Here is a 15,334-nt window from a genome sequence, read left to right as displayed (position 1 = left end):
AAGGCACCGCCCTGCTGCCGCGGGGCGGCCCCCAGGGGGCGAAGGTGGCGCGTCAGACCACGTAGCCCTGCATGCGGCTTTCGATGATGCGGGGGTTGTCGCCATTGGCGATGCCGACGAGGCCGTCGACGAACATTTCGCGCTGCGCCACCAGCGTGCCGATGTGGGCGAGCAGCTTCTTGGCGATCGGCAGGAAGATGAGGTTGGCGGAACCGACGCCGTAGATGGTGGCGACAAAGGCGACCGCGATGCCGGAGCCGAGCTTGGCGGGGTCGGAGAGGTTCTCCATCACATGGATGAGGCCCATCACCGCGCCCAGGATGCCGACCGTCGGCGCGTAGCCGCCGGCGCTTTCCCAGATTCGCGCACACTGGCGCAACTGCGCCTCCCACGCGCCGATTTCGACCTCCAGCACCTCACGCAGGCGGCCCGGCTCCACGCCATCGACCAGCATCTGCAAGCCCTTGCGCATGAAGGGGTCGGGCAGGCGCGGGATCTGCGCTTCGAGCGCGAGCAGACCCTCCTTGCGCGCGACATGGCTCCAGTTTGTGACCTGCTGGATCAACTGCGCGTGGCTCGTCGCCGGGGTGATGAACACCCACTTCGCCATCCGCATGCCCTCCTTGAAGACGCGCAGCGGGCTTTGCAGCATCACCGCGCCGAGGGTGCCGCCGATGACGATCAGGAAGGCGGTCGGCTGCAGCAGCGAGGCGATATGGCCGCCCTCCATCGCCTGGCCGATGAGGATCGCGGCGACACCGAGGGTGAGTCCGACGAGGCTGATGCTGTCCATGCGGGTTCAGTCCGGTTGGTGCCCGGCCGGAGAGACCGGACCGCCGGGCGGCAGGGCGTGGAAGGGCTCAGGCCTCCGGCGGCCGTTTGGGCGGGCGGCCGCGACGGGCACCGCCGCTGACCGGGGCGCGGGCGCCCATGACGCGGGCGCGCAGACGGGCCACCGCCTGGCTGTGGAGCTGGCACACGCGCGACTCCGTGACGCCCAGCACCTCGCCGATCTCGCGCAGGTTCAGTTCTTCTTCGTAGTACAGCGCCATCACCAGCTTCTCGCGCTCTGGCAGGTCGTCGATCGCGCGGATCAGGTTCGCGCGCATGTCGGCGTCCTCCAGCAGCTCGGCCGGGTTCGACTCGTGCGCGCCGAGGTGGCGGTCGAGGAAGTCCTCGCCCTCGCCATCGGTGAAATCCTCGAAATACACCAGCTGGTGACCGCGCGCGTCCTGCAGCATGCGCTGGTACTCAGGCAGCGGCACGCCGAGCGACTCGGCCAGCTCGGTTTCGCTCGGCGGGCGGCCATGCTGCTGTTCGAGCACGTGGATGGCCGATTCGATGCGCCGCATGTCGCGCCGCAGGCTGCGCGGCAGCCAGTCGTTCTCGCGCAGGCCGTCGAGCATGGCGCCGCGCACCCGCTGCACCGCGTAGGTTTCGAACTGGGCGCCCAGCCCTTCCTCGTAGCGGCCGATGGCGTCGAGCAGGCCCATCATGCCGTTCTGGATCAGATCCTCGACCTCCACGCTCGCCGGCAGCTTCGCCATCAACTGGAAAGCGATGCGCTTGACCAGCGGGGCGTAGGCTACAACGAGGTGATCCTTGTCGAGATTGCCCTCTGCGTCGTACATCCAGGTCGCCTGTATCTTCTTGCGCCGGGGCCGCTCGGGCTCGCCGTCGTCGCTATTGCGGGGAGGCCATTTTCCCGCAGCCCCGCCCCCATTTCCAGCCGGATAAGTGTATGGATGCATGTTCTCATGCTCCCGGGCTACGCGGCACCGCGAGCGCGCCGAGGCGGCGCAGGAAAGCCGCTTCCGCCTCGCGCGGCGAGGACTCCGCCACCGGCGCCTGCAGGCCGGCGGCGATGTCGTCGCGCTCGACTTCACCGACGAAGGCCAGCGGCACGCCGACGTGGCGGCGCACCAGCTTTTCCAGGCTGCCGAAGAACGCGCCGGCCTCGGTGCGGCTGCGCGCGCGGCACACGGCAACGTGCAAGGAACCCGCCCCGGCCGCCGCCAGTTGCTTGATCGCCTGGTAGGCCTCGGTCGCACCGCTCGCGCTGACCTCGGCCACCAGCAGGCGCCGCGGCGCGGCGTGGACGAAGGGCGAAGGGTCGGCCGCCGAAGCAGCGTGGATCAGCACGATGCCGGCGTGGCGGTGCAACACCCGCACCGCTTCCACCAGACAGGCTCGGCGCGCGTCGTCGAGCAGCGGCAGCGCCAGCGCGGCTGCCGCCGCGGGCACCCGGCCCATCAATCCAGGCACCGGCTGCAGCAGGTCGGCAAGCGTCATGCGGCCATCCAGCATCTGCAGCAGATCGCCGCCCGGCGGCAGGCCGAGCGCATCTGCCAGCGAATCTTCACCGGTGGCCTCGTCGAGCAGCAACACGCGTTCGGCCTGGCCGGCGATGCGGTGCGCGGCCCGTACCGCGTTGTAGCTGCGCTGACGGCCGGCGGCATACAGCGCCACCACGGTGGGCGGCGCGCGGCGGAACAGCCGGCGCAGCCCGGCCGCCTGGTCTTCGCGGGCGGGAATCATGATCAGGCTCCCGAACCGGCGGCGAGCATCAGGCCGGCTTCGTCGCCATTCATGCGCCACGGCGATTCGGCCGATTGCTCGCGCAGCGCGCGGTGCAGCAGGTAGGCGCGGTTGGGCAGGTGGAGGTCTTCGGGCACGCGCTGGCCGTTGGTGACGTAGAGCAGGTCGAGCTTGCGGCGCACCGCGACGTCGATCGCCGGCGCGAGCGAGGCCGCCTCATCCACCTTGGAGAAGATCACACCGGCGAGGTCAGGCCCGGCGTAGGCGCGCACCACGTCGTCGAGCGTGTCGCCACGGCAGGTGGCGTTGAGCAGCAGCAGGCGGCGCACTTCGCCGGCGCCGGTGAGCATCGCGGCCTGCTCGGCCACCATGCGGTCACGCTGGCTGACGCCCATGGTGTCGATCAGCACCATGTGCTTGTTGCGCAGTTCGGCCAGGGTCTGGCGCAGGTCGGCGGCGTCGCGCACCGAGAACACCGGCACGCCGAGGATGCGGCCGTAGATGCGCAACTGCTCCTGCGCGCCGATGCGGTAACCGTCGGTGGTGATCAGCGCGAGCTTGCTGGCGCCGTGGCGCACCACGCAACGCGCGGCGAGCTTGGCGGTGGTGGTGGTCTTGCCGACGCCGGTGGGGCCGACCAGCGCGAACACGCCGCCGCGGTCGATCAGGTCGTCGTCGGAAGCGCGGGCGCGCAGCGCGCGGTCGAGCTCGGCGCGCACGGCGGCACGCGCGGCTTGCGGGCTGTCGTCCTCGCCCACGGCTTCGGCCAGCTTGCGCGCGCTCGGCGCGGAGAAGCCGGCTTCGAGCAGTTCGCCCACCATCGCGGCGCGGGCCGGCGCCTGGCGGCGGGTTTCGCCCCACGCAAAACCGGCGAGCTGGCGTTCGATCATGCCGCGGATGCCGCTGAGTTCCGCCATCAGGCGGGCGTTGGTTTCCTGCAGTTCGCGCACGCGGCCGTCGTCGCGCACGGCCGCTTCGGGCGCCACCATGGGCGCTGCAGCCGCGGCAGCGGGGGCCGTAGCCGCCGGCTCTTCCACCGCGCGGCGCGGCGCCGGGGCGCTGCGGGGCTGCGGCTTTTCCTCGCGCAGCATGTAGTCCGCGGTTTCGATGCGCGGCGGGTTGAACGGGCGGATGACCTTGTCGCCCGGCTGGCGCACCGCGGGCGCGGCCGCATTGCGCGGAACGGCGCCGGCCGCGAGGGCGGACAGGCTGACGTGGAAATCGTCGTCGTCGAAGCGCGGAGCGGGACGCGCCGGCGCGCGGGGTTCGACCGGCTCGTCGCGACGGGCCGCCGCCTGCGGGTAGCCGGTCGGCGCGGCCGGCGGGTAGGCCGGCTGGCGCGGCGCAGCGGGCGCGGGACGCGCGCTGCGGGCGGCATTGTGCAAGGCACCGACCGCATCGGCCGGAAGCGCCAGGATCTCGACGCCGCCCTCGACCGCCCGATTGGACAGCACGATGGCATCGGCTCCGAGTTCCTCCTTCAACGCACGCAGGGCTTCGCGGGCGGTGGGGGCAAAGTAGCGCTTGACGTTCATGTCGATTCTCCGGACTACCGCGCTATACGCGCAGCTTTGTCAGGATTATCGCCAGCCGGCCCTACCCGCCATGGGGCGAATAAACCGGCTTTCCCCCGCTTATTCCACTCGCCGCATGCGTCGAGCGGCGCTGGGGGCGGGGGTCAGGCGGCGGCGCCGACCATGGCGGTGACGCGGATCGTGCGCGACTCCGGCACCTCGGCGTTGGAGATGACCTTGAGCGTGGGCACCGCGCGACGCAGGAAGCGCGACAGCAGCATGCGCAGCGGCGCCGGCACCAGCAGCACCGGCGGCAGGCCGATGTCTTCCTGGCGCTGGGCGATCTGCGCGGTCTGGCGCAGCAGGGTGTCGGCCAGCCCGGGTTCGATCGCACCGCCCTCGCCGCTCGCGCTCATTGCCTGCATCAGGATGCGTTCCAGGCTGGGCTCCAGCGCCATCACCTGAACCTCGGCAGTACCCGGGAACAGCCCCTGGATGATTGCGCGGCCGAGCGCCTCGCGGACCTTGCTGGTGAGCTCCACCGGGTCCTGGTTGCGCGGCGCGAACTCGGCGAGCACCTCGATGATGGTGCGCATGTCGCGGATGTTGACGCCTTCGTCCAGCAGATTCTGCAGCACCCGCTGCACCGCGGAGATCGGCAGCAGCTTGGGCACCAGGTCGTCGACCAGCTTGGGCGATTCCTTGCCGATGTGGTCGAGCAGCGCCTGGGTTTCCTGGCGGCCGAGCAGTTCCGCCGCGTGGTTGAGGATGAGGTGGTTGAGATGGGTGGCGACCACGGTGCTGGCATCGACCACCGTGTAGCCCAGCCCGTGGGCCTGCTCGCGACTGCCGGCGTCGATCCAGTAGGCCGGAAGCCCGAAGGCCGGATCCTTGGTTTCGCGTCCGCTCATCGGGCCGGACACGCGGCCGGGGTTGATTGCCAGGTACTGGCCCGGATAGGCCTCGCCGCTGCCGATTTCCACGCCTTTCAGCGCGATCCGGTAGGCATTGGGCTTGAGTTCCAGGTTGTCGCGGATATGGACCGGTGCCGACAGGAAGCCGACCTCCTGCGCGAACTTCTTGCGCAGGCCGCGGATACGCTTGAGCAGCTCGCCATCCTGGCCCTTGTCCACCATCGGGATCAGCCGGTAACCCACTTCCAGCCCGAGCACATCGACCGGCGCGACGTCGTTCCAGCTCGCCTCCTGCGCTTCGGCCTGCGGCGCGGCCGCGGCGGCCTGGGCAGCTGCCGCCTGCGTCTGCGCGACGCTCTCGGGCTCCATCAGCTTGCGGTTGCGTGACCAGGCCAGCCATCCCAACCCGGCGGCGAGCAGCAGGAACACGAAGTTCGGCATGCCGGGAATGAGGCCCAGCACGCCGATGATGCCGGCGGTGAGCGCGAGCACCTGCGGGTTGCTGAAGAGCTGGCCGATGACCAACCCGCCGATGTCGCCCTCGTCACCCACGCGCGACACCACCAAGCCCGCCGCCACCGAGATGATCAGCGCCGGGATCTGCGCCACGAGGCCGTCACCGATGGTCAGCAGCGTGTAGGTGTGGGCGGCGTCACCGGCGGCCATGTTGTGCTGGACCACACCGACGAACAGGCCACCGACGATGTTGATGACCAGGATCAGGATGCCGGCCACCGCATCGCCGCGCACGAACTTGGACGCACCGTCCATCGCGCCGTAGAAGTCGGCTTCCTGCGCGATCTCCTTGCGCCGCGCCTTGGCGGTCTTCTCGTCGATCAGGCCGGCATTGAGGTCGGCGTCGATCGCCATCTGCTTGCCCGGCATCGCATCCAGCGTGAAGCGCGCGCTCACTTCCGCGATCCGCCCGGCGCCCTTGGTGATGACGACGAAGTTGATGATGGTGAGGATGACGAACACCACGATGCCGACCGCGGTGTTGCCGCCCACCAGGAAGTGGCCGAAGGCCTCGATGACCTTGCCGGCCGCATCCGGCCCGCTGTGGCCGTGGAGCAGCACGATCCGGGTGGAGGCGACGTTCAGCGACAGCCGCAGCAGCGTGGTCACAAGCAGCACGGTGGGGAATACCGAGAAGTCCAGCGGCTTCTTCGAGTACATCGCCACCAGCATCACCATCACCGATACCGCAATGTTGAAGGTGAAGAAGACGTCGAGCAGGAACACCGGCAGCGGCAACACCATCATCGACAGGATCATGACGATGAGGATCGGAGCCGACAGCTGGCGCAGGTTGCTGACGGAGAAGAGTTCGCGCAGGTTCAGGGCGTTCATGGTTCAGGCGGCACTCAGGCCTCGTCCGGCGAGCCGGGGTCCATGCCCTCGGGCACCGGCAGTTCGGACGGCGTCGTGGGCGGCAGGCCGCCGCTTTCCATCCAGTGGTTGAGCTGATAGACGTAGGCCATCACTTCGGCCACCGCGGTGTACAGCGCGGCGGGGATGGCCTGTTCGAGTTCGCAGTGGGCGTACAGCGCGCGCGCCAGCGGCGGCGCCTCGAGCAGCGGCACGTCGTTTTCGCGGGCGATCTCGCGGATCTTCATCGCCAGCTCGCCCCGCCCCTTGGCGACCACGACCGGCGCGCCCATGCGCTCGGCGTCGTACTTCAGCGCCACCGAGAAGTGGGTCGGGTTGGTGACCACCACGTCCGCCTTGGGCACCGCAGCCATCATGCGTCCGCGTGCCATTTCGCGCTGCATGGCGCGGATGCGGCCCTTGAGCTGGGGGTCGCCGTCCTGTTCCTTGGCCTCGCGCTTGACCTCTTCCTTGGTCATGCGCAGGCGCTTGTGGTACTGCCACAGCTGGAAGGGCACATCCAGCAGCGCCAGCAGGCCGAGGCTGGCGGTGATCAGCAGCGCGGTGAACACCACGGTTTCGGCGAAGTCCGGCATGCCGACTTCGAGCGGCTCGACCATCAGGTCGAACAAGTGGTCCTTGTAGTACCACAGCACCGCCGCCCCCACGCCGCCGACCAGCAGCGCCTTCAGGATGGCTTTCACCATTTCGGCCAGGCCGTGCACCGAGAACATCCGCCCCAGGCCCTGGATCGGGTTCATGCGGCCGAAGTTGGGGCCAAGCGCCTTGGGCGCGAAGACCAGCCCGCCGAGCGCGACCGGCGACGCGACCGCGGCGACGAGCAGCGCCAGGAACAAGGGCATCAGGGTCAGCAGCGCGCCGCCCAGCAGGCTCTGCAGTTCGGCCAGTATCAAGGTGTGGTCGAACGCCATCTCGCGCTCGAAGGCGAAGGAGCGGCGGATCATGCCCAGCAGGCGCTGCGCCATCCATTCGCCCAGCAGCCACAGCGTGACCACGCCGGTCATCGTGACCAGGAAGGTCGACAGCTCGCGCGACTGCGGAACCTGCCCTTCTTCGCGGGCCTGCTCCAGCCGTCGCCCTGATGCTGGTTCTGTTTTCTCGAGATCGCTGTCTTCGGCCAAGGCCTGCTCCGCACCGCGGCCCCGGCGCAAACGCCGGGCGCAACATTACATGGGGCGATTATCGGCGCGCGGCCGCCAGTCCGAGCATTCGAAAAGACGGGACAAAGCGTCCCAATTCAAGGCGATGGCCTGCGCTCAGTAACCCGCCGGCAGGCGTTCCACGCCGCGGATCTGGTCGCCCGCGCGCAGGCCGCGCTCGCGGAACCAGCCCTGGTTCATTTCCAGCGCGAAACGCGCCGGACCGCGCGCGCAGTGGCTGTCCTCGGTCTGGGGCTGCATGTCCTCGATATTGAGGATGCGCCCCTGGCCGTCGAGAAAGGCCACCGACAGCGGCAGCAGCGTGTTCTTCATCCACATGCAGTGGCGCGCATCCTCGGTGAACACGAACACCATGCCTTGCTGCTGCGGCATCTCCTTGCGGTTCATCAGGCCGAGTTGCCGGCTTTGCGGGGTCGCCGCCACCTCGACCGGGATGCGGTACATGCCCGCGGACAACTCGGCAAGCGGCATCTCGGCGCGTGCGTGCGCGGCAGAGGCCGCTCCAAGAGCGAGGGCGAAAACGGCGCGCAGCAGCACGGCTCGGACGGACATGGCGGTAAGGTGACGAAGTGGAAAGTGCCCGATTCTAGCGCCTGCGCAGACCGCCCGGACGGGCCCCCGGCGACCGCGCCTCCGGCGCCGGCGGCAAGCGTGGTTCGACTTCGCGCCACGCCCCCGGCGCCAGCCCGTCGAGCCTCCACGGGCCGATCGCCACGCGCAGCAGGCGCAAGGTGGGAAAGCCGACCTTCGCGGTCATGCGCCGGACCTGGCGATTCTTGCCTTCGCGCAGCACGATCTCGACCCAGGATGTCGGCACCGACTTGCGGTAACGCACCGGCGGATCGCGCGGCCACAGCCAGTCGGGCTCGACAACGCGGCGCGCACTGCAGGGGCGGGTGCGGAAGTCGCCCAGATCCACGCCGGCGCGCAAGGCCGCGAGTGCGGCGTCGTCCGGCTCGCCCTCCACCTGCACCAGATAGGTCTTGGGCAGCTTGTGGCGAGGGTCGGCGATACGGGCCTGCAGCGCACCGTCGTCGGTGAGCAACAACAGGCCTTCGCTGTCGGTATCCAGCCGCCCGGCCGGATAGACCTCGGGGATCGGCACATGGTCCTTCAGCGTGGCGCGACCCGGTTCGCCGCTGAACTGACAGAGGACGCCGTAGGGCTTGTTCAGGAGGATGAGGCGGGACATCGGGATGAGCACGCGGGGGAACGGACGAGGGCCTCGGCCGCAGTGGCGGATGGGGTGGGATTCGAACCCACGGTGCACTCACATGCACGCTGGTTTTCAAGACCAGTGCATTAAACCGCTCTGCCACCCATCCGTTTCATTCTGACCGCCGCAGGGGCTGGCGCTCCGGCCAGGGCCCCCGCTGCGGCGCGGCGCCGCAGCTGCCGTAAGCGGCGGAGTATAGCATCGGCGCCGCGCTCGCCGCCCCGCTCAGGGGCGTTCGAACAGCGCAATCGACTCGACGTGGGAGGTCTGCGGAAACATGTTGGCGATGCCGGCACCGCGCAGCACGTAACCCTTCTCATGGACCAGCACCGCCGCATCGCGCGCGAGCGTCGCCGGATTGCAGGAAACATAGACGATGCGGGCCGGCTGCTGAGCCGGACCAACCGCCTTCACTACCGCGATCGCGCCTTCGCGCGGCGGATCGATCAGCAGCTTGTCGAGCGGGCCGAGCGCGGCCAGGCTGTCCTCGGTCGCGTCGAACAGGTTGGCGGCATGGAACTCGGTGCGCGAATCGAGGCCGTTGCGGCGCGCGTTCTCCAGCGCGCGCGCCACCAGGGCCTCGCTGCCCTCGACGCCGACCACGGTCGCGCCGCGGCGCGCGATCGGCAGGCTGAAGTTGCCGAGGCCGCAGAACAGGTCGGCAATCCGCTCACCGGGCGCCGGCTGCAGCAACTGCATCGCGCGTCGGATCAACAGGCGGTTGATATGGACATTCACTTGGGTGAAGTCGGTGGCGCGGAAGTCGAGGGCGACGTCGAATTCGGGCAGCGTGTAGGTCAGTCCGGGCCCGGACCGCGGGTGCAGCGGCACGATCGAATCCGGCCCCTCCGGCTGCAGCCAGACCTGCACGCCGTGGGTGTCGGCGAAACTGCGCAATTGCGCCTCGTCGGCCTTCTTCAGCGCCAGCAGGTTTCGAAACACCAGCACCGTGGTCGCCTCGCTCACCGCGACCTCGATCTGCGGCAGGCGGTCGGCGATCGACAAGCTTGCCACCAGCACTTTCAGCGCCGGCAGCAAGGCCGACACGTGCGCCGGCAACACCGGGCATACGCCGAGGTCGGCAATGTAGCTGGACCGCCGTTCGTGGAAGCCGATCAACACACCGCCCTTGGCCGGTACCAGCCGAACCCCGAGCCGGGCCCGATAGCGGTAGCCCCAGGCCGGCCCCTGGATGGCCGAATAGATGATCCCGGGCTTGACCTTGCCGATACGCCACAGCGCGTCTTCGAGTACCCGTTGCTTGGTTGCAGCCTGCGCAAGCGTATCCAGATGCTGCATCGAGCAGCCGCCACAGACGCCGAAATGAGGACAGCGGGGCGCGACACGCAGCGCGCTGCGGCGCACGATGCGGGTCGCCTCGGCCTGTTCGTAATTGGGTTTGCTGCGCAGGACGCGGTATTCCACGGTTTCGCCGGGCAGACCGCCCTCGATGAAGACCGCCTTTCCCTCCACACGGGCGATGCCGCGACCTTCGTGATCCAGCGATTCGATGACTGCTGTGGGCATCCGACATCCCGCCGCAAAAGCACGCGAGTTTACCGCTAACCGGCCGCAAGGCGCGCGCCCGCGCACGTGCCGCCCCCTTATAATCCGGCCGATGATCACCACGCTGCTCGGGGGCATGACGCCCCGCCAGTTCCTGCAGGAATACTGGCAAAAGAAACCCCTCCTCGTCCGTCAGGCCGTTCCCGGCTTCACCGGCGTACTCAGCCGCGAGGACATCTTCGATCTCGCCTGTGACCCCGACGTCGAATCCCGCCACATCCGCCTCCACGAGGGCAATTGGGAACTGAACCGGGGGCCTCAGACGCGCTCACGGCTGCGCGGCAAACGCTCGCCCTGGACCGTGCTGGTGCAGGGCATCAACCTGTGGTCGGAAGCCGCCGACGAACTGCTGCACGGCTTCAACTTCATCCCGCAGGCGCGGCTGGACGACCTCATGGTCAGCTATGCGGTCGACGGCGGCGGGGTGGGGCCGCACTTCGACAACTACGACGTGTTCCTGCTGCAGGGGCAGGGCCAGCGGCGCTGGCAGATCGCCGACCAGGACGACCGCAGCCTGGTCGAGGGCGCGCCGCTGCGCATCCTGCGCAACTTCGTCCCTGCCCACGACTGGATTCTCGAGCCCGGGGACATGCTCTACCTGCCGCCGCACTGGGCGCACAACGGCATCGCGGTCGGCGAGTGCACCACCTACTCGATCGGTTTCCGCTCGCCCACCGCGCAGGAACTGGGCGCCGAATTTCTCGGGTGGCTACAGGAGCGGGTCTGCCTCGACGGGCTCTACAGCGACCCGGACCTGACCGAGCAGGACAATTCCGCACTGATCGGCGACGCGATGATTGACCAGGTCCAGCGCATGATCGAAGGCATCCGCTGGTCGCGCGCGGACGTGGCGGCCTTTCTGGGTCACTACCTGACCGAACCGAAGCCCACCGTGTTCTTCGAACCACCCGAAGAGCCGATCCCGCTGAAGGCCTTCCGGCGCGCGCTCGGCGCCGGCGGTCTGCGGCTCGATGCACGCACGCTGCTGCTGCGCAGCCAGGGCAACTTCTTCCTCAACGGCGAAGCGGTGGATTCGGTGCCGGCATGGCAGCAGGCGCTGGACACGCTCGCGCATGCGCGGCGCCTGACCGGTTGCGCGGACTTGCCCGCTGCCCTGCAGGACCTTTTCTATGAATGGTACTGCGACGGTTTCGCCCACCCGATGTAGGGTCGGCCCGTTCGCTGCAGTGCGAGAAATCAGCAGGACAGCGGTCTGCCATACAGACCGAGAGCGCCGCGGACGGGCCCGCTTCCGAGAGCAGCAAACGGACCGGAAGGCAATGTTTGCTTACGGTGCAGCGCACCACAATCGTGCCGACGAACGTGCGTCGTGCTACCATTTGCACCGGATGCATGCTCTGTAGCGGTTCCGCTGCCCGTCATCCGACCCCGCTGTCCTCACCCCAATGAACAAGGAAAACAGAAAATGAAGCATTCTCTTCTCGTCGCCGCCCTCGTCGCTCTGGCCGTGTCCGCTTGCGGCAAGAAGGAAGAAACGGCTCCCGTGACCGCGCCCGCTCCGACTGCGCCTGCCGCGACCGCCCCCGCTGCTCCGACCGAGCAAGCGCCGGCCGCCGAAGCTGCCAAGGAAGCCGCCGACGCTGCGAAGGACGCTGCCGAAGCCGCCAAGGACGCCGCCGCTGCCAGCGTGGAAGCCGCCAAGGAAGGCGCTGCTGCCGCCACCGAAGCCGCGAAGGACGCCGCCAAGTAAGTTCGGCGGACTCCAGCAAAAAAAGCCGGCGCATGCCGGCTTTTTTGTTTTCCGCAGCCCGGAAACGGGCCTCGATGGCCGCGGCGCCCTCAGGCAACGCGGCCTCTCAAACTCAGCGCAGTTCTGCCTGCAGCAGTCCGAGCATCTTCTTCGCGGTATCCGACTTGTCGGTGCCGCCTTCGCGCGTGAGCACGTTGACCAGCGCGGCATCACCCTGCCCCTTGACCTGCAGGCGGTATTCGCTGCCGCCCTGGGGCTTGTCGCTGCTGCGCCAGAACGCGAGCTTCGACATGAAGCCCTCGCCCTCCTTGCCCTTGTTGTCGGCCTCGGGGTCGACATAGCGGACGTAGTACAGGCCCTTCGCGCGGTCGCGGTCCTCCACGGTGAAGCCGATGCGGTCGAGTGCAAGCCCGACGCGTCGCCACGCGCGGTCAAAGGGTTCGTCGATGCGCAGTGCAACGACGCCGTCCGGACTGGCGGAAATCTTCGCCCGCTCGGCCGTGGGCGCAACTGCGAGCGCCGCCTGGGCTCGAGCCTCGTCCGCCCCCAGCCGCACCATCAGACGGCGCAGCATCTCGGCTTCAAGCTCGGGGTTGGCAGGACGCGGTTGCCAGATCGTCGAATCCTTGGCTTCGGTCGGGTAGATTTCCATCATGCCGCGGTGGCTGATGTAGATCTCGACCTGACCGGTTTCCTTGTTGGTTTCCAGCCGGGTGCGGAACTTGTCGCGCTCGGGCGTGGAGAACAGGCCATCGAGCACCTTGCCGAGCGCATTGCGCACGAAGTCCTGCGGGATCTTCGCCCTGTCCTCGGCCCAGTCGGTTTCCATCACACCGATCTCGGGATTGTCGATGTTCAGGATGAAGCCGAGTTCGAGCCAGAACTCCTTGATCTGCGGCCACAACTCGTCGGGCGTGCCGGGCACCACCAGCCAGCGCTGCGAGCCCGCGCGTTCGACGCGCATCTTTTCCTGCGCCGGCAACACTTCGGTCGCTCCGCGCTGGGTCGGCTGGGTGCGCTCGGCGCTGTAGGCGGAGTAAGTGGCGACGCCGCGGGGAGAAACATCGGGTACAGCAAAGCGGTCGTCCCGCGTCGGTGCGACCAGATCGGGGGGAACCTCGAGCTGGGGCACGCGCTGCGAACTCGCGCTCTTGTAATCGATACGTTTGGACTCGAGGAGCGACCCCGAGCAACCGGCCAGCATCAGCGACAACGCAATGACGGAAAGGGACGGGCGCGTAAAGCGGTTCATGAGGTTCCTGGCGTGGGATGGACGGTTCAGGCCTGAATGCCGGCCTGGCGCATGGCCGTGAGAACGCGGTCGTGGAAAGATTCGGCAAGCGGCGTCAGCGGCAGGCGGAGCCCGCCTTCGACCAGCCCCATGCGCTGCACCGCCCACTTCACCGGAATCGGATTCGCCTCACAGAACAGGTGGCGATGCAGGCCCACCAGTCGCGCGTTGATCGTCCGCGCCTTTGCCGCGTCGCCTGCCAGCGCAGCCGCGCACATCTCGTGCATTGCGCGCGGCGCGACGTTGGCGGTTACGGAAATGGTGCCGTGGCCGCCGAGGAGGATGAAGGCCGCGACGGTCATGTCGTCGCCGCTATAGAGGGCAAAGCCCTCGGGCGCGCGCTCGATGAGATCGCAGGCGCGGTCGATGCTGCCGGTGGCGTCCTTGAGGCCGATGATGTTGGGAATCTCGGCCAGGCGCAGCGCGGTGTCGTTCGACAGGTCGGCCACGGTGCGTCCGGGCACGTTGTAGAGGATCAGGGGCAGTTCGACCGCTTCGGCGACCGAGCGGAAGTGCTGGTACAGCCCCTCCTGCGAGGGCCGGTTGTAGTAGGGGACGACCGACAGATGCGCCACCGCCCCCGCCTGCTGGGCATAACGTGCCAGGGCGATGGCCTCGGCGGTGGAGTTGGCGCCGGTACCGGCGATGACGGGGATGCGACCCGCGGCGTGCTCGACCGCGACCCGGATCAGTTCGCAATGCTCATCGACGCTGACGGTGGGCGACTCGCCGGTCGTGCCGACGATCACGATGCCGTCCGTTCCTTCCGCGACGTGCCAGTCGATCAGGCTGCGCAGACGGGGAAAATCAAGGCTGCCATCCTCGTGCATCGGCGTGACGATGGCGACAATCGATCCGGTAATCATGGGGTTGGCCGTTACGATAAAGCGACGATTCTAACCGATCGCCGAAAGTCGGACATGGGCGCTATCGGCAAACCCGGGCGCGCCCCGTTGCGGGGGCGTCGACGGGTTACAGATCGGCCAGCGCCTTGATGTGCGCAACCACCGAACGCGCCAGCGACGAGAGCGAATAGCCGCCTTCGAGCACCGAGATGACGCGCTTGTGGCCGCAGTCCTCCGCCACGCTCTTGATCTGCTGCGTTGCCCACACATAGTCCGACTCGACCAGGCCGAGCGAGCCCATGTCGTCTTCGTAGTGGGCGTCGAACCCGGCCGACACGAAGATGGCCTGGGGGTTGTGGTTGCGCAGCGCCGGCACCCAGATGTCGCTGACGATCTGCCTGAAGGCGTCGCCGCGCGTACCGGCCGGCACCGGCACGTTGCACATGTGCGCGGGCGGATTCTCCACGCCGGAATAGGGGTAGAACGGATGCTGGAAGATGCTGACCATCATCACGCGCGGATCGTCGCGGAAGATGTCCTCGGTGCCATTGCCGTGATGGACGTCGAAATCGACAATGGCCACGCGTTCGAGTCCGTGGGCCTCCAGTGCGTGTCGCGCCGCGATGGCGACATTGTTGAGGAAGCAGAACCCCATGGCCTTCGCCTTCTCGGCGTGATGCCCGGGCGGCCGCACGGCGCAAAACGCGCTCTCGACCTCGCCCTTCAGTACCAGATCAGTCGCCAGCACGCCGGCACCCGCCGAGCGCAACGCGGCCTTCATCGTGTTCGGGCTCATCGCGGTGTCGGGGTCGAGGTGACGGATGCCGTGCTCGGGCACATTCGCCATCAACTCGCCGAGGTACGAAGCGGGATGCACGCGCGTCACCTGCTCTTCGGTGGCGTACGGCGCGTCGTAAAACGAAAGATATAGATCCAGCCCCGCTGCAATCAGTCGGTCGTTGATCGCCGACAGGCGGTCTGGGCACTCCGGATGGAAGGTACCCATATCATGCAGCCAGCACTCGCGATGCGTGATGAATGCCGTTGTCGTCATGCCCCCCTCTCCTTGTCCCGGACGAACTTTCCCGCATAATCCGCTTCCAACCGGGCGGTCTTGACGCCGCCACGACGAAGCGCAGGCGCGGATCTGCGTTGTTTGCCGCCATTATTACCACTTCCCGCCGACTTTC

Annotated in this window: 14 protein-coding genes and 1 tRNA gene; 2 read left to right on the top strand and 13 right to left on the bottom strand. The window is 68.2% G+C overall.

The genetic code is table 11. The annotated features are described in order from the left end of the window. Window positions 1–52 precede the first annotated feature (52 nt). The 10 genes from dqs_RS06000 to rlmD form a co-directional block, all read right to left on the bottom strand. The gene (locus dqs_RS06000) at window positions 53–793 is read right to left on the bottom strand and encodes a flagellar motor protein (protein WP_011764842.1); all 741 of its coding nucleotides are present in this window, start codon (window positions 791–793) and stop codon (window positions 53–55) included. Between the two features lie 67 nt (window positions 794–860). Beyond that, window positions 861–1,631, bottom strand: a complete 771-nt coding sequence (locus dqs_RS05995) for an RNA polymerase sigma factor FliA (RefSeq protein ID WP_011764841.1) — start codon at window positions 1,629–1,631, stop codon at window positions 861–863. 124 nt (window positions 1,632–1,755) lie between these two features. After that, complete coding sequence (locus dqs_RS05990; protein ID WP_011764840.1) at window positions 1,756–2,538, bottom strand: MinD/ParA family ATP-binding protein; 783 nt, start codon at window positions 2,536–2,538, stop codon at window positions 1,756–1,758. A gap of 2 nt (window positions 2,539–2,540) precedes the next feature. Further along, complete coding sequence (gene flhF / locus dqs_RS05985) at window positions 2,541–4,073, bottom strand: flagellar biosynthesis protein FlhF (protein WP_011764839.1); 1,533 nt, start codon at window positions 4,071–4,073, stop codon at window positions 2,541–2,543. 143 nt (window positions 4,074–4,216) lie between these two features. Beyond that, the gene (flhA, locus tag dqs_RS05980; protein ID WP_065339932.1) at window positions 4,217–6,316 is read right to left on the bottom strand and encodes a flagellar biosynthesis protein FlhA; all 2,100 of its coding nucleotides are present in this window, start codon (window positions 6,314–6,316) and stop codon (window positions 4,217–4,219) included. Between the two features lie 14 nt (window positions 6,317–6,330). Next, entirely contained in the window at window positions 6,331–7,476 is a 1,146-nt protein-coding gene (gene flhB, locus dqs_RS05975; RefSeq protein ID WP_065339931.1) for a flagellar biosynthesis protein FlhB, read from the bottom strand. A 135-nt stretch (window positions 7,477–7,611) separates the two neighbouring features. Then, on the bottom strand, window positions 7,612–8,067 hold the full coding sequence (locus dqs_RS05970) for a DUF192 domain-containing protein (RefSeq protein ID WP_011764836.1): 456 nt from the start codon (window positions 8,065–8,067) through the stop codon (window positions 7,612–7,614). Between the two features lie 34 nt (window positions 8,068–8,101). Continuing rightward, complete coding sequence (locus dqs_RS05965) at window positions 8,102–8,707, bottom strand: pseudouridine synthase (protein WP_065339930.1); 606 nt, start codon at window positions 8,705–8,707, stop codon at window positions 8,102–8,104. Between the two features lie 43 nt (window positions 8,708–8,750). Continuing rightward, window positions 8,751–8,840 (bottom strand) — tRNA-Ser (locus dqs_RS05960). A gap of 116 nt (window positions 8,841–8,956) precedes the next feature. Continuing rightward, window positions 8,957–10,258: a 23S rRNA (uracil(1939)-C(5))-methyltransferase RlmD gene (gene rlmD, locus dqs_RS05955; protein ID WP_065339929.1), complete on the bottom strand. Its 1,302-nt coding sequence runs from the start codon at window positions 10,256–10,258 to the stop codon at window positions 8,957–8,959. Between the two features lie 91 nt (window positions 10,259–10,349). Here rlmD and dqs_RS05950 point away from each other — a divergent pair, with 91 nt between their 5' ends. Together dqs_RS05950 and dqs_RS05945 are read left to right on the top strand one after the other, a co-directional pair. Beyond that, window positions 10,350–11,465 (top strand): cupin domain-containing protein, encoded by a 1,116-nt coding sequence (locus dqs_RS05950; protein ID WP_065339928.1) that lies wholly within the window; start codon window positions 10,350–10,352, stop codon window positions 11,463–11,465. Between the two features lie 258 nt (window positions 11,466–11,723). Next, window positions 11,724–12,008, top strand: a complete 285-nt coding sequence (locus dqs_RS05945) for a hypothetical protein (protein WP_011764832.1) — start codon at window positions 11,724–11,726, stop codon at window positions 12,006–12,008. Between the two features lie 112 nt (window positions 12,009–12,120). On the opposite strand, the gene bamC is transcribed toward dqs_RS05945, so the two are convergent. The 3 genes from bamC to dqs_RS05930 form a co-directional block, all read right to left on the bottom strand. After that, window positions 12,121–13,260: an outer membrane protein assembly factor BamC gene (gene bamC, locus dqs_RS05940; RefSeq protein ID WP_011764831.1), complete on the bottom strand. Its 1,140-nt coding sequence runs from the start codon at window positions 13,258–13,260 to the stop codon at window positions 12,121–12,123. A 26-nt stretch (window positions 13,261–13,286) separates the two neighbouring features. Next, on the bottom strand, window positions 13,287–14,165 hold the full coding sequence (gene dapA / locus dqs_RS05935; protein WP_011764830.1) for a 4-hydroxy-tetrahydrodipicolinate synthase: 879 nt from the start codon (window positions 14,163–14,165) through the stop codon (window positions 13,287–13,289). Window positions 14,166–14,271: 106 nt separating this feature from the next. Beyond that, window positions 14,272–15,198 (bottom strand): histone deacetylase family protein, encoded by a 927-nt coding sequence (locus tag dqs_RS05930; RefSeq protein WP_011764829.1) that lies wholly within the window; start codon window positions 15,196–15,198, stop codon window positions 14,272–14,274. Window positions 15,199–15,334: the final 136 nt, after the last annotated feature.

This window comes from Azoarcus olearius (assembly GCF_001682385.1).
GTDB lineage: Bacteria > Pseudomonadota > Gammaproteobacteria > Burkholderiales > Rhodocyclaceae > Azoarcus > Azoarcus olearius.
The sequence above is the reverse complement of the archived record's forward strand: the minus strand, read 5'-3'. Positions and strand labels throughout refer to the sequence as shown.

Excerpts from the sequence above, each read along its gene's own strand:
- rlmD (WP_065339929.1), bottom strand. The coding sequence starts at position 10,258 with ATGCCCACAGCAGTCATCGAATCGCTGGATCACGAAGGTCGCGGCATC.
- bamC (WP_011764831.1), bottom strand. The coding sequence starts at position 13,260 with ATGAACCGCTTTACGCGCCCGTCCCTTTCCGTCATTGCGTTGTCGCTG.
- dapA (WP_011764830.1), bottom strand. The coding sequence starts at position 14,165 with ATGATTACCGGATCGATTGTCGCCATCGTCACGCCGATGCACGAGGAT.
- flhA (WP_065339932.1), bottom strand. The coding sequence starts at position 6,316 with ATGAACGCCCTGAACCTGCGCGAACTCTTCTCCGTCAGCAACCTGCGC.
- dqs_RS05950 (WP_065339928.1), top strand. The coding sequence starts at position 10,350 with ATGATCACCACGCTGCTCGGGGGCATGACGCCCCGCCAGTTCCTGCAG.
- flhF (WP_011764839.1), bottom strand. The coding sequence starts at position 4,073 with ATGAACGTCAAGCGCTACTTTGCCCCCACCGCCCGCGAAGCCCTGCGT.
- dqs_RS05930 (WP_011764829.1), bottom strand. The coding sequence starts at position 15,198 with ATGACGACAACGGCATTCATCACGCATCGCGAGTGCTGGCTGCATGAT.
- dqs_RS06000 (WP_011764842.1), bottom strand. The coding sequence starts at position 793 with ATGGACAGCATCAGCCTCGTCGGACTCACCCTCGGTGTCGCCGCGATC.
- dqs_RS05970 (WP_011764836.1), bottom strand. The coding sequence starts at position 8,067 with ATGTCCGTCCGAGCCGTGCTGCTGCGCGCCGTTTTCGCCCTCGCTCTT.
- dqs_RS05995 (WP_011764841.1), bottom strand. The coding sequence starts at position 1,631 with ATGTACGACGCAGAGGGCAATCTCGACAAGGATCACCTCGTTGTAGCC.
- dqs_RS05990 (WP_011764840.1), bottom strand. The coding sequence starts at position 2,538 with ATGATTCCCGCCCGCGAAGACCAGGCGGCCGGGCTGCGCCGGCTGTTC.
- dqs_RS05965 (WP_065339930.1), bottom strand. The coding sequence starts at position 8,707 with ATGTCCCGCCTCATCCTCCTGAACAAGCCCTACGGCGTCCTCTGTCAG.
- dqs_RS05945 (WP_011764832.1), top strand. The coding sequence starts at position 11,724 with ATGAAGCATTCTCTTCTCGTCGCCGCCCTCGTCGCTCTGGCCGTGTCC.